This is a genomic window from Tenacibaculum piscium, from assembly GCF_021390755.1.
Lineage (GTDB): Bacteria > Bacteroidota > Bacteroidia > Flavobacteriales > Flavobacteriaceae > Polaribacter > Polaribacter piscius.
On the sequence record NZ_JAJGWR010000001.1, the window covers coordinates 632,098 to 645,400 of the forward strand.

The 13,303-nt window shown below is 30.3% G+C and carries 12 protein-coding genes; 6 read left to right on the forward strand and 6 right to left on the reverse strand.

The features are described 5' to 3' along the window. Nucleotides 1–4: 4 nt before the first annotated feature. A complete protein-coding gene (locus tag L0U72_RS03005) occupies nt 5–4,963 on the reverse strand; it encodes a PKD domain-containing protein (RefSeq protein ID WP_233898389.1) in 4,959 nt (1,652 codons plus the stop codon). A 438-nt stretch (nt 4,964–5,401) separates the two neighbouring features. Between L0U72_RS03005 and L0U72_RS03010 the strand changes: the two genes are divergently transcribed. The 4 genes from L0U72_RS03010 (at nt 5,402) to L0U72_RS03025 (ending at nt 6,742) form a co-directional block, all read left to right on the forward strand. After that, nucleotides 5,402–5,593 (forward strand): cold-shock protein, encoded by a 192-nt coding sequence (locus L0U72_RS03010; protein ID WP_101916868.1) that lies wholly within the window; start codon nt 5,402–5,404, stop codon nt 5,591–5,593. A gap of 221 nt (nt 5,594–5,814) precedes the next feature. Continuing rightward, entirely contained in the window at nt 5,815–6,006 is a 192-nt protein-coding gene (locus L0U72_RS03015) for a cold-shock protein (protein WP_233884331.1), read from the forward strand. Between the two features lie 254 nt (nt 6,007–6,260). Beyond that, nucleotides 6,261–6,452, forward strand: a complete 192-nt coding sequence (locus L0U72_RS03020) for a cold-shock protein (protein WP_101916869.1) — start codon at nt 6,261–6,263, stop codon at nt 6,450–6,452. 89 nt (nt 6,453–6,541) lie between these two features. Continuing rightward, nucleotides 6,542–6,742: a YwbE family protein gene (locus tag L0U72_RS03025; protein ID WP_101916870.1), complete on the forward strand. Its 201-nt coding sequence runs from the start codon at nt 6,542–6,544 to the stop codon at nt 6,740–6,742. A gap of 21 nt (nt 6,743–6,763) precedes the next feature. Here L0U72_RS03025 and L0U72_RS03030 read toward each other — a convergent pair whose 3' ends face one another. From L0U72_RS03030 to mtaB, 4 genes are read right to left on the reverse strand one after another with little or no spacing between them, the layout of a single operon-like run. Further along, nucleotides 6,764–6,967, reverse strand: coding sequence for a hypothetical protein (locus tag L0U72_RS03030; protein ID WP_233884328.1), 204 nt, complete (start codon nt 6,965–6,967; stop codon nt 6,764–6,766). 1 nt (nt 6,968) lies between these two features. Continuing rightward, entirely contained in the window at nt 6,969–7,871 is a 903-nt protein-coding gene (locus L0U72_RS03035; protein WP_233898390.1) for a lytic transglycosylase domain-containing protein, read from the reverse strand. A gap of 40 nt (nt 7,872–7,911) precedes the next feature. Beyond that, nucleotides 7,912–8,574 (reverse strand): alpha/beta hydrolase family protein, encoded by a 663-nt coding sequence (locus L0U72_RS03040; RefSeq protein WP_233897794.1) that lies wholly within the window; start codon nt 8,572–8,574, stop codon nt 7,912–7,914. Nucleotides 8,575–8,618: 44 nt separating this feature from the next. Beyond that, the gene (gene mtaB / locus L0U72_RS03045) at nt 8,619–9,938 is read right to left on the reverse strand and encodes a tRNA (N(6)-L-threonylcarbamoyladenosine(37)-C(2))-methylthiotransferase MtaB (RefSeq protein WP_233898391.1); all 1,320 of its coding nucleotides are present in this window, start codon (nt 9,936–9,938) and stop codon (nt 8,619–8,621) included. Between the two features lie 152 nt (nt 9,939–10,090). Here mtaB and L0U72_RS03050 point away from each other — a divergent pair, with 152 nt between their 5' ends. Beyond that, entirely contained in the window at nt 10,091–10,570 is a 480-nt protein-coding gene (locus L0U72_RS03050; RefSeq protein ID WP_317206235.1) for a PaaI family thioesterase, read from the forward strand. Further along, nucleotides 10,567–12,195 (forward strand): ABC transporter substrate-binding protein, encoded by a 1,629-nt coding sequence (locus L0U72_RS03055; protein WP_394801449.1) that lies wholly within the window; start codon nt 10,567–10,569, stop codon nt 12,193–12,195. Before L0U72_RS03050 ends, L0U72_RS03055 begins: the two co-directional genes overlap by 4 nt. Nucleotides 12,196–12,227: 32 nt before the next feature. Here L0U72_RS03055 and L0U72_RS03060 read toward each other — a convergent pair whose 3' ends face one another. Continuing rightward, a complete protein-coding gene (locus tag L0U72_RS03060) occupies nt 12,228–13,241 on the reverse strand; it encodes an endonuclease/exonuclease/phosphatase family protein (RefSeq protein ID WP_101916873.1) in 1,014 nt (337 codons plus the stop codon). Between the last annotated feature and the right edge of the window lie 62 nt (nt 13,242–13,303).

Here is a 13,303-nt window from a genome sequence, read left to right on the forward strand (position 1 = left end):
GTTTTTATTCTAAAATTATTTTTTTATTAATTTTACCTAAGTTTGAAATTAATTCCACAATGTAAACCCCTTTAGCAGTTTTTGGTAATTGAATTACACTAACTCCTGTTGATTTGAATGAGCTATCAAAAACTGTTTTACCCAACATCGAATATACTTTTAAAGTAGCGTTTTCAGTTTGTAAACCAGTAATAGTTATTGCATTATTATCAGATTTATAAATACTTACATTTTCTAAATCTTTATTAACAATAACATCAGGTCTTTTTGAAGTCGTATGAATATAAAATTGACCAGCTCCTTTGGTATTGTTTTCTACGACAATTTTAGTTTTAGAAATATTGGTAAATGTATTGGCAATTCTATCTTCTAAATAAATGTTAACATCCGTAGGAAGGTTTTTAGCACTTACAGAAATGCTTACTTCTTTACCTTCTTTTGTTGTTAATCCAACAGGAACAACTATTGTTTCGATATTTGTATTTGGTAACGTTTGAATTGCTAATTTGTTTCCTTTATTGTCGGTAACTAATTCGGTAAATACTTCAAAGTTACTGGTAACCCCACCGAATAATTTAGAATCTGAACCATTATCAAAACCAGTAGTTTTATCATTCACATAAAATACTTTGGTTGATTTTTTACGAGTTCCATCTTCTACGAATAATTCAAAAGAAGTTTTTGGTGCTTCTCTTTTAAAGGTATCGGTATTCTGATGACTTTGATTTTCCTTTGCAAAAGTAACCGTACTATTTGCTGGCAATGCGTTAGTAGCTTCTACAAAGAAACCTTGTGCAGGCGCAATTTCTAAACTATTTTGCTCATTATATACTTCATAAGTTGTACCATTCCATATCCAAATTGTTTTTTCGGTTATAGTGGTTTCGTTATCATTTAAAAAAGTAACAGCGTTGATGTAGGTTGTAAATGGGTTTCCAACTAAATTGTAATTATTTCTAGCTCCGTTATTAATTTCGATGTTCACATCATTGGTATTTATTTTTCCAGTGAAAGAAATATCGCTAGGTGTTGCTAATTTTAGTGAATATCCTTTTGCTACTTCAAAATTCCCTGTAGAATTTATTGTTTGATAATCCCAAGCTTTGGTAAGATGCTCATTATTAAAAGGTGCAAAACCGATATTTCCTCTTGTTCCTGAAGCGAAAGAAAGCGTTCCACCAGTAATAAAGTTTTCAAGAGTTTCTTCTTTTAAAGGAGAAGCAATTAAATACCAATCGGTATTTTCAATATTTCTCTTATAAGTAACCGTTCCTGTAACGTTTGCTTCTGCCATAAAAGTAGCACCAGATTCAATGGTTAATGTATTAAAAACAGCATCAGTACTTGTTGTTGGATATGTTGATAATCCAGCAGGAATTACAATACGACTCGTTGGAGTTGGTAAGGTATTTGTACTCCAGTTTGATGCTTCATTCCAATCATTATTGGTTGTTCCTTTCCAAGTAATATCATCATTAGATATTTCTGAAGTTATACTTAAATTATCAATCCAAATACGGGTTCCGTATCCTGAAATATTTTTGAATTTGATTAAAATGCTTGAGTTTCCTGTAAAAGCATTTAAGTCGATACTTTCTTTTCTCCAGTCAGATGCTTTTGAAGGAATAAAATCATTTGCTTCGTTATCATCAGGTGTCGATTCTAAGTCACGAACTTGAACTGTTTCTAATTCGGTATGTGTTTTGTTATAAACTTCCGTCCAAGTTAAGCCACAATTTTTAGAAACTAACACGATTAAATTATCAGGAGCATCCGCTTCTGCATCAGTAATATAAGCATTGGTGAACTTAGTATATGACAAATCAAAAGCCATTTTTTTATCTCCTTCTGAAGAAAAATCTAAAGGATTGATAATTAATTCATCTATTTTATCCGTAGGATTATCGGCATTATTGATAATCATACAAGAAGAATCTCCATTACCAGCATCATTTCTTTTTTCCCATAAAATGGCATCATTATCATGATTTATAATTTCCCAATTGGCAATAGGGAATGTTCCTTCAAAGTTTTGCGTATATGGTAAAGCAGTAACATCTTTTACAGTAACAAAATTTGTTTTAGTGGTGGTTGTTCCTGTTCCTGTAGCGTTTGTAGCTGTTAATGTTACATTGTAAGTTCCTGCTGTATCGTATGTTATTACTGGGTTTTTTTCTGATGAAGTTGCAGGTGTTCCGCCTTCAAAAGTCCAAGCCCAAGAAGTTGGTACGCCTGTTGAAGTATCATTAAATTGCACATTGTTTCCTAGACAAGCACTTTCCCCTTGTTTTTCAAAACTAGAAGTTGGTTTTTCTTGACTATCGAAATTAACGGTTACATTGTCAATCCAAATACGAGTTCCGTATCCTGATTTATTTACAAATTTCACCAATACATTTGCTAATCCTTGATAATCACTAAGATTTACACGCTCTTTTCTCCAGTCTGATGCTGTGGTAGGAATCCAATTGTTAGATTCATTTGCATCTGTTGCAGGGTTATCTAAAACTTCTACAGTTTCTAAAACGGTATGTGTTTTATCGTATAAAGTTTTCCAAGTTGTACCACAATCAGCAGAAGCCATAACAGCTAATTCATCAGGACTCGCATCATCGAATTTAGTATAAGCAACATCGAAATAAAAATCGGTAGCGCCTACGGATAAATCTAAAGAAGGCATGATAATTTCATCTAGTTCACCAACAGTTTCATTATCGGCATTGTTCATCATCATACAAAAACCATCGCCATTTCCAGTTAAATTACTTTGTTCAAATTCTAATTTCCCATCAAAATTACGAATATTCCAATTGGTAGGAGGGAAGGTTCCTGAAAAATCTTCACTAAAAGATTGTGCGGTTGGTGTTTTTAAAACGACAAAATTCTCTATGGTTTTTTCTGATGAACCATCGGTGTTTTCAACTTTTAAGCTAACGTTGTAATTTCCGTAAGTACTATAGGTAACCGTAGGATTTTGCTCGGTAGAAGTGGCAGGAGTTCCTCCAGGAAATTCCCAATTCCATGAAGTTGCTGTTGTTCCTGTTGAGGTATCAAAAAATTGAACAACTTCACTTTCACATACTGAATTTCTTTTTTTAGTATAAAAATCGACTACAGGACCACTGCTATTATCTAACGCAACGATTACGTTATCTAGCCAAACACGTGTTCCGTATCCTGATACATTTTTAAAACGAATGGCTAAATTTGCTTGTCCGTCATAGCCACTTAAATCGACTAATTCTTTTCTCCAGTGTGATTCTTGATTAGGAATCCAATCATTTGGCGATAATGCTGATAAAGCAGTTTCTAATTCGGTGTGTGTTTTTGAATATACTTCTGTCCAAGTAGCTCCACAATCCGTAGAAACTTCGGCTTTTAGCATATCGGCACTCACTTCATCAAATTTAACATAAGCAACATCAAAATAAAGTTGTGCATTTTTGGCATCTGTTAAATTATAAAAAGGTAATTGTAAGAAATCTTCTTCACCAATTTTATCATTATCTGCGTTGTTCATAACTACACATGATGAATCACCATTTCCAGCGTCGCTACGTTTTCCCCAAGCTAATTTTCCATCAGGATTGATAACTTTCCAGCCTTGAGGAGGAAAAGTTCCTTCAAAATTTTCAGAAGTATCAGCTGTTGCATGTTGATCAACATCAATAAAATTTGCTGTTTCAGCCTTACTGTAACTTATACCGTTAAAGCCATTCCAAACTTCTAAGGTTACTTTATATTGTCCTTTAGTTGCGTAAGTAATTGTTGGGTTTTTTTCTGTAGATGAATCAGGTGTTCCTCCTTCAAAAGTCCATTTCCAAGAAGTTGGTGTTCCTGTTGAGTTATCTTTAAATTCTACTGCTTGATTGCTACAAATAGCGGTTACATCACTTTTAAAACTTGCTACAGGGGCTTTAGGTAATATACCAGTAGCAATTAAATTGTCTGTTTGCCAAAGTAAGCTTCTAGAGTATTTAGCGATTGTAGTATCTTCTAGCCAACCATTCATTACGTCAACCTGATCTTTGGTAAACATAATTTGACAAGAAGTATTGTAATCCATATAATTTTCTACATTTGGATATACATTACACGCATTTAATTTATCTCTTGTACAACCTTCCGAACCCATTGTTGGCGGTGTATCATCAATTCCATCATTTTCAGCACTCCAAGTTCCTTTGTCTTTATCACTTTCATGAAAGGTGTGTCTTAATCCAAAATAATGACCAAACTCATGCGACATTACTTTTTCAAAACCAGGTTGGCTACTAGAAGGATTGTCAGGGCAACCAGTTGCTCTTCCTACATATCTCCAGTTAAATACAACTCTAGGAACGGCATCTTGTGTTGGTAAAAATGCGTGTCCTGAAGCGTAATTTCCTTCTGATATTCCGTTTGCAGCAGCTACAATAAATATCTGTAAATAGTATTTGTTGTTTTTTCCCCACCACCAATCGTTTGTGGTAATTTTAGAATCGTAACCATCTTCAATAAGCCCATCTTCGATAAGCCAGTTCATTCCTGGAGTTTCCAAAAGATTTCCATCAGGATCTTCAGTAGCTAATAAAAATTCAATATTATCCATTTTTTGCTTTACGCCATCAAATCTTGGATCAGAATTGTCCCATTCAGGAAATTCTCCACGAAAATCTTTATTAACAACTTCCATTACGTCGTTAATTCGGCATGCCATGTTTTCTTTACTAACAGAACCTGCTTCACCTTGTCCGTTGTGTAAAATATGAAAAACTACTGGTATTTTGTAGTCTCTAACACCTGTTCTTTTACTGGTTCTATTAGTTCTTTGTTGTTTTTTTAATTTAGACATGGATTGTCTAAATTTAATATTGTCTTCTTTAGACAATTTTGTACCACAGCCATTTGTGGTTGCTTTTTGACTGAAAGCTGTAAAAGCAATCAGTAAGCAAAGCGTTGAAAGGTAATTTTTAATATTCATACGAGTTGTGTAATTTGTTAAAAAGTGCTTAAATTATTTTTTTTTGTGTTGTTTTTGATGGTTTTCTATTCGTTTTTCTCTAAAATACTGAAAAAAATAGTAGGAATTAAATGTATTTAAAACCCTTATTTTTTATTGAAAACATAAAATATACACTTTTAAATTGATTATTTTATAACTTAATAGCTTAATTTTCGCTAAATTAGTGTTTTTTATTGAAACAGAATGGAAGTAATTGTTTGTTTTTATGATTTATTTTTAAATAAAGATGAAACTTTTTAAGTTAATATACTGTTAAGCTCTTAGATTCTTATAATGTTTCTTTAAATTCAATAAAAAAAATATTATTTTGTTTTTTTATTCAAAATATTATTTTATATTTGTGTCATACAAAAATCGTTGCAATCAATTAAGTAAGCAACATATTAATTATTTATTATGAGTAGAGGTACCGTAAAATTCTTTAACGAATCAAAAGGATTTGGATTTATTACAGAAGAAGGATCAAACAAAGAACACTTTGTGCATGTTTCAGGATTAATCGATGAAATTCGTGAGAATGACGAAGTTGAATTCGAATTACAAGAAGGAAGAAAAGGATTAAACGCTGTAGACGTAAGAGTATTATAATATATATTTTACCAGAGTAAACTTTTTAAAAAAAGCCTATCATTTATTTGATAGGCTTTTTTATTTTCTAGCGATTTTTGATACCTTAAAAAAAAATCAGTAGAAAAAAAATAAATAAAAAATAAAAAAGAAATTTAGCCTTAGTTTAAAAATATGGCATTACATTTGTATAACAATTAGCGTTGCTATCAATTAAGTAAGCAACATATATTTTTTATATTATGAGTAGAGGTACCGTAAAATTCTTCAACGAGTCAAAAGGATTTGGATTTATTACAGAAGAAGGATCAAACAAAGAACATTTTGTACATGTTTCAGGATTAATCGATGAAATTCGTGAGAATGACGAAGTTGAATTCGAATTACAAGAAGGAAAAAAAGGATTAAACGCTGTAGACGTAAGAGTATTATAATATATATTTTACCAGAGTAAACTTTTTAAAAAAAAGCCTATCATTTATTTGATAGGCTTTTTTGTTGTTTTACTTTACACTAAAGTTTTCTGATGACATAAATAAAGATAGATTTTTAAAAGAAACCGAGAAATTATAATCAAAAAAAATACAATTTTTTACTAATTTTAGATTGATTTGTAAATTTTGGCATTACATTTGCAATTCAATTAACGTTGCTATCAATTAAGTAAGCAACATATATTTTTTATATTATGAGTAGAGGTATCGTAAAATTCTTCAACGAATCAAAAGGATTTGGATTTATTACAGAAGAAGGATCAAACAAAGAACATTTTGTACACGTTTCAGGATTAATCGATGAAATTCGTGAGAATGACGAAGTTGAATTCGAATTACAAGAAGGAAAAAAAGGATTAAACGCTGTTGACGTAAGAGTATTATAATATATATTTTACCAGAGTAAACTTTTTAAAGAAGCCTATCAATTTATTTTGATAGGTTTTCTTATTTTAAAAACAAAACTAATTTTCAAATGAAAGACGGAACGAACAGAAAAGATATTACAATAGGCGCATCTGTTGAAATAGTACAGAAAAATCACCAAAGAACAGGAGAATTAACAGCGGGAATTGTGAGTCGATTATTAACCAATTCAGCAAATCATCCTCATGGAATAAAAGTACAATTAACTTCAGGAATTGTAGGAAGAGTACAAAAAATAACAGCAAATTAGTTTAACTAATTTGCTGTTGTATTATTGTTTTCTAATTTTTTTGATTCCATCAACTAAAAATAAACTAGCAAATAATACTTTTACAAGTAAGTATATATATTTACTTTGAGTAGTAATTCCCAAAAAGACCCTATATAGTTCTTTATCTTGAACAAATTGATAAATTGATTCGACTAAAATTAAAACTCCGATTATAATATATATAAATGGTAATGCTTTTTTCATTTTAGTTAAGAGGTATTTTTATGGTGTATGTTTTTCTACTTTTATTATTAAGTTTTGTATCTCGCAACCAAGGGTTCATTATTTTTAAATCTTTATAAGTAACTCCATGTTTTTTAGCAAAATCAGTAATATTTGTTATAGTCGTATCCACTTGAACTTCATAAGTATCTGGGTAGGTATATAAATCTTCCTGATCGTACATAAAACCATATTTCTTAGGATTTGAAAGCACTTCTTTTAAGGCTAAAATTCTAAAAACATAACGCCCTGTTTCTGTATTTAAGAGTAAGTCGTAATAATTATCAACTTTTTGTTGACGTAATCGTTGTGAAATTCGACCATTTCCAGCATTATAAGCGGCGGCGGCAAGCGTCCAAGAACCTAAATTTTTCTTAGCTCTTTTTAAATATTCGGCAGCAACTCTTGTTGATTTTTCTAAATTATAACGTTCATCAACATTTCTGTTTACTTCTAAGCCATATTCACGACCAGTTGCGGGCATAAAATGCCAATATCCAGCAGCTCCTTTTGATGAAGGAATATTAATTAACGCACTTTCGGCAACGCATAAATATTTAAAATCATCAGGAATACCATATTTTTTTAACAAAGGTTCTATAATTGGAAAAAATTTATTCGCACGTTTTATCAACAATAATCCGTTGGATTGCCAATAGGTATTTACTAATAATTCACGATCCATACGTTCTTTAATATCTGATTTTTCTAAAGGAACAATTTCACCTGCAAGTTCCATATAATCGGGAGCTTTTACGGCTCTAATTTCATAATGTTCGGAAACGTTTTTTATGGTAGGTTCTTTTGATTTACTAATAATATTTGTAAATAAAACAGTTACAAAAACAATGGTTATCAGCGATAATAATCGGATGTATTTGTTCATTTTCTTTAATTTTTAAGATTTTTTAGCGATTTTCAACAAGTTAAGAAATTAAAACTTCTTTTTCCAAAATTTTAGAAATAGTTTTTGCTTTATTTAAAATCATGATATGTGTTCCTTTTTCAATTTTAATATAATTTTGAATATGTTTTGCTGGAAAAACTTCATCATCAGTTCCGTGTATATGAATTATATTTGATAAAGATTCACTTTGTTGCCAATGCAATACATTATAAATCGACCATTGCAAATAATTTTCATCTCTTTTTGATAGATATATTTTATATAATTCGGCTCTTTTCTTTAGATAATCATTAAAAAAGTAGCGTTCATAGTTTTCGATATTTGCAATAATTTTTGATGGAAAAAGTTTATAAACACCTGTTATATAGGCTAATTTCAAACGTTTTGGTAACTCTTTATTATTTTTGATGCTCGATATTAAAATTACTTTTTGGCAATTAATAATTTTACTCATTTCTTGCACCATAATTCCACCAAAAGAAACCCCAATTAAAATTGGTTTTTCATGATGAATATTTTCACACATTCTTCTGGCATATGCTTCGATGCTTTCATCAATAGAAATGGGCAATAACCATTCTAGAAAATGAAGTTCAAATTTTTCTTTTGATAAATTTATGTATTCAAATATTTTGGTATTTGCTCCTAAACCAGGCACAAAATAGAGGTGTTTTTTTTCCATCAATAGTAAATATTTATATTTTTTTTATCAAAATTTATTAAATTTTAGTCATCAAAATCAAAACGAACTAAACCATCTTCATCAATTTTAGTTAAGGTAACGGTATGTAAAGTATTGACCAATTCAGGATTCCAAGGTGTTTTAACTTTTACATAATTCTGTGTAAAACCATGAATATAGCCTTCTTTATTTTCACTTTCGAACAATGCGGTTAGCGTATTTCCTAATTGACTTTCATAAAAAGCCCTACGTTTTTTAACAGATAAACCTCGTAACATTTTACTTCGTTTTGCACGTACATTTTTAGGGACAATTCCACTCATGCCAACAGCCTCAGTATTTGGTCTTTCAGAATAAGTAAAAACGTGCAAATACGAAATATCCATTTCGTTTAAATAATTGTAAGTTTCTAAAAATAATTCGTCTGTTTCCCCAGGAAAACCAACAATAACATCTACGCCAATACAGGCATTTGGCATTACTTCTTTAATTTTTTGCGTTCTATTGGTGTAGGTTTGCGTTAAATAACGACGCTTCATTTTTTTCAATAATTCGTCATTACCAGATTGCAGTGGAATGTGAAAATGAGGCACAAAAGTTTTCGATTTGGCTACAAAATCGATGGTTTCATCTTTTAATAAATTTGGTTCAATTGATGAAATTCGCAAACGTTTAATTCCTTCAACCTTGTCTAATTCTTTGACTAATTCTAAAAAAGTATGTTCGTGTTTTTTGTTTCCAAATTCACCTTTTCCATAATCGCCGATATTAACACCCGTTAAAACGATTTCTTTAATTCCTTTTTCTGATATTTCTTTGGCATTTTTCAATACATTTTCCAAGGTATCTGACCTAGAAATACCACGAGCCAACGGAATTGTGCAATACGTACATTTATAATCACAACCATCTTGCACCTTTAAAAATGCACGAGTACGATCGCCAATAGAATACGCACCAACATACGAATCGGCTTCTTCAATTTCACAGGAATGCACTTTACCGATATCATTTTTGGTTAAATCGTTGATATAACTGGTAACGTTAAATTTTTCAGTTGCTCCTAAAACCAAATCCACGCCGTTTACATTGGCTAATTCTTCTGGTTTTAATTGGGCATAACAACCAACGCCAATTATAAAAGCATCTTCATTTTGTTTTAGCGCATTTTTTACAATCGATTTAAAACGTTTATCGGCATTATCGGTTACCGAACAGGTATTTATTACATATATTTGGGCTTTTTCATCAAAATCGACCCGTTCAAAACCTTCGTTTACAAAGTTTCGAGCAATTGTTGAGGTTTCAGAAAAATTTAATTTACATCCTAAAGTATAAAAAGCTACTTTTTTATCTGCGTTCATTCTTGTACATTTATCAACTGCAAAATTACAATTTTATTCATGATTTTTTAGCGTTTAATTATCTTGAAAAAAGGTATAAACAGACAAGTAAAGAAAAAATAAAAGAACAAGTTTGCAATAGATTTAAAACACATCAATTTAAAAAAGGTAAAATGTACGCAACACTATCAAAAATATTAGGCACTTTTTTTAAACAAGGTACTATTTTTAAGTATGGATTTAATTTTTCGCCGATGTATCGCCGATCCACAGGTAAAATTATGGTTGTTTCTGATGATTTATTAACCGTAAAAATTAAAATTCCGATTAGTTATAAAAACAAAAATTATGTCGGTACTATTTTCGGAGGAAGTTTATTTTCGGCAACCGATCCTATTTTTATGATTCAATTAATGTATATTTTAGGAGAAGATTATGTTGTTTGGGATAAAAATGCTACAATTAAGTTTAAAAGACCTGCTCGAGAAAATTCATATGTCGATTTTATTTTTACAGATATTGAAATCCTTCAGATAAAAAAACAGGTTCTTGAAAAAAAGGAAATTGATTTGGTTAAAGAAATTAAAATTATCAATAAAGATGCTTCTGTTGTTTATGCAGAAGTTTTAAAAAACCATATATATTGCAGATAAATCGTATTATAAAAACAAAAGAAAACAGCGTTAAATTAATTTTTTTATCGCTTATTTTTATCAGTATATATTCTTGTAGCGAGCAAAAAAGTAAATTTACTGATGCGCAAGTTTTTCGATATAATGAACACGCAAATATTAGTTCTTTAGATCCTGCTTTTGCCAAAGATCAGCGGAATATTTGGGCGGTTAATCAATTATTTAATGGCTTGGTTCAATTAGATGATAGTTTACATATTCAGCCTGATATTGCCAAAAAATGGGCGATTTCACAAGATGGAAAAACCTATCAATTTATCCTAAGAAATGATGTGAAATTTCATAAGCATTTGTTATTTGGAAAAGATTCAACAAGACTGGTAACCGCTGATGATTTTGAATATTCATTTCAGCGATTATTGTCAAAAAAAGTAGCATCTCCAGGAGGTTGGGTGCTTCAAAATGTGAAAAATTTTAAAGCTGAAAATGATTCCGTTTTTACCATCAATTTAAAACAAGCTTTTCCGCCTTTTTTAGGATTATTGGCAATGAAATATTGTTCGGTAGTTCCAAAAGAAGCGGTGGATTATTTTGGAAATTCATTTAGAGCAAATCCGATAGGAACAGGCGCTTTTCAATTTAAATTATGGGTGGAAAATACCAAATTAGTATTGCGTAAAAATCCGTTATATTTCGAAAGCGATATAAAAGGAACTAAATTACCGTATTTAGAAGCCGTTGCCATTACTTTTTTGCCTGATAAACAAAGCGAATATTTACAATTTATCCAAGGAAATCTTGACTTTATGAAAAGTTTAGATGCGTCTTATAAAGATGATATTTTAAATATTGATGGAACTTTAAAAGCCAAGCATCTTGATAAAATTAGAATGCAAACAGGTGCGTATTTAAACACGGAATATTTAGGGATTTATTTAGATGAAAATTTAAAGAATCCAACGCAACACTTGTTGATACGACAGGCGATTAATTATGGGTTTGACCGTAAAAAAATGATTAAATATTTACGAAACGGAATCGGAACTCCTGCTACAAGTGGATTTATTCCCAAAGGATTGCCGTCCTTTAATTCTCAGAAAGGATATTCGTATCAACCTAAAAAAGCACGTGCTTTGATGGCGAAATATCGCGAAGAAACAGGCGATGAAAATCCGAAAATTACCATTACAACCAACGCCAATTATTTAGATTTATGTGAATTTATACAGCGTGAATTACAGAATATTGGTTTACAAACAACAGTTGAGGTAATTCCGCCATCTGCTTTACGACAAGCAAAATCAAGTGGAAAATTAGCTATTTTTAGAGCTAGTTGGATTGCTGATTATCCTGATGCAGAAAATTATTTGTCATTATTTTATAGCAAAAATTTTATTCCTAATGGACCTAATTATACGCACTTTAAAAATCAAAAATTTGATGCTTTATATGAAAAATCAATAAAAGAAATTAATACGGAAAAACGATATCAATTATATCAAAAAATGGATAGTATACTCATTAAACAAGCACCAATTATTCCGTTATATTATGATGAAGTAATTCGTTTTAGTCAAAAAAACATACATAATTTAGGCATCAATCCGATAGATTTATTAAACTTAAAACGGGTTAAAAAAAGCTAAAAAAGAAAAAAATAACTCGAACGGACGATAATTTACCAATGTAAACGCGTCATAATCGGGTAGTGGTCGGATAATTTAATATCATTAAATGTTTTATATTGATTAATCGTCGCCATAGTATCGGTTAGCATAAAATCAATTCGCATCGGATAAATATATCTAAAAGATTTCCCCAAACCAATACCAGCGGTTAAAAAAGCATCTTTTTTATCTTTCGATAATTGTCGATATACCCAAGAATAGGAGGTATTATTAAAATCGCCACACATAATTTTCTTCTTTTTCCATGAATATTCGTGTTGCAAAATAAGTTCTGTTTGCGATACTTGTTTTTCAAAACCATTGGCTAAACGTTTAAATAATCGTTCGGAATCTTTCTCGCCAAAATATTCTTTTTCAGGATTTATTTTTAGTGATTCTAAATGCACATTATATACTCGAATTGTATCTTGATTTTTAACAATATCGACAAAAATAGTATTGTTCGCACTGTTTTTAAAATTTAAAGAACCTTTGTTGACAATAGGATATCTCGAATAGATAGCAAGCCCGAATTTACTAGTTTTAGATTTGGTTTTAATGTATTTATACGGCAGTTTTATATCTAATAAATCAGAGTGATAAAACTCTTGCATGGCAATAACATCGGGGTTTTGATTGTTTATAAATTCATATATTTTTTGTTCGGTAGTTACTTCGCTTAAATGTTTATAATAATTAAATAAATGCACGTTATAACTCATTATTTTTAAATCATTTGTTAAAACGGTTTCTTTATTTGAAAATTTGACAAGTGGTGGGGACGTAAACCAACCGATTAGCAAAATAAACAAAGAAAGTAAGCTATTTTTATGAAGTTTTAACAACCAGTATATAAAAAATCCAATATTTATAATGATTAATAATGGCACAAATAAGCTAAAAACAGCAACAGCTGGAAGTATTTGAGGTGATATAAAGGCCAAAACGTAGGAAAATAACAATACTGTTGCAAAAACTGAATTGACAAAAAATAGTAATTTATGTATAATTGAATACTTTTTCATTTCCGATTTGTCTTTAAATTTAATTTTTTATAAGCGTATTATATAAAATTTATGAATGTTTT

Coding starts and splice junctions, on each gene's coding strand:
- L0U72_RS03050 (WP_317206235.1), top strand. CDS start 10,091: ATGTACGCAACACTATCAAAAATATTAGGCACTTTTTTTAAACAAGGT.
- L0U72_RS03035 (WP_233898390.1), bottom strand. CDS start 7,871: ATGAACAAATACATCCGATTATTATCGCTGATAACCATTGTTTTTGTA.
- L0U72_RS03025 (WP_101916870.1), top strand. CDS start 6,542: ATGAAAGACGGAACGAACAGAAAAGATATTACAATAGGCGCATCTGTT.
- mtaB (WP_233898391.1), bottom strand. CDS start 9,938: ATGAACGCAGATAAAAAAGTAGCTTTTTATACTTTAGGATGTAAATTA.
- L0U72_RS03010 (WP_101916868.1), top strand. CDS start 5,402: ATGAGTAGAGGTACCGTAAAATTCTTTAACGAATCAAAAGGATTTGGA.
- L0U72_RS03040 (WP_233897794.1), bottom strand. CDS start 8,574: ATGGAAAAAAAACACCTCTATTTTGTGCCTGGTTTAGGAGCAAATACC.
- L0U72_RS03005 (WP_233898389.1), bottom strand. CDS start 4,963: ATGAATATTAAAAATTACCTTTCAACGCTTTGCTTACTGATTGCTTTT.
- L0U72_RS03030 (WP_233884328.1), bottom strand. CDS start 6,967: ATGAAAAAAGCATTACCATTTATATATATTATAATCGGAGTTTTAATT.
- L0U72_RS03015 (WP_233884331.1), top strand. CDS start 5,815: ATGAGTAGAGGTACCGTAAAATTCTTCAACGAGTCAAAAGGATTTGGA.
- L0U72_RS03060 (WP_101916873.1), bottom strand. CDS start 13,241: ATGAAAAAGTATTCAATTATACATAAATTACTATTTTTTGTCAATTCA.
- L0U72_RS03020 (WP_101916869.1), top strand. CDS start 6,261: ATGAGTAGAGGTATCGTAAAATTCTTCAACGAATCAAAAGGATTTGGA.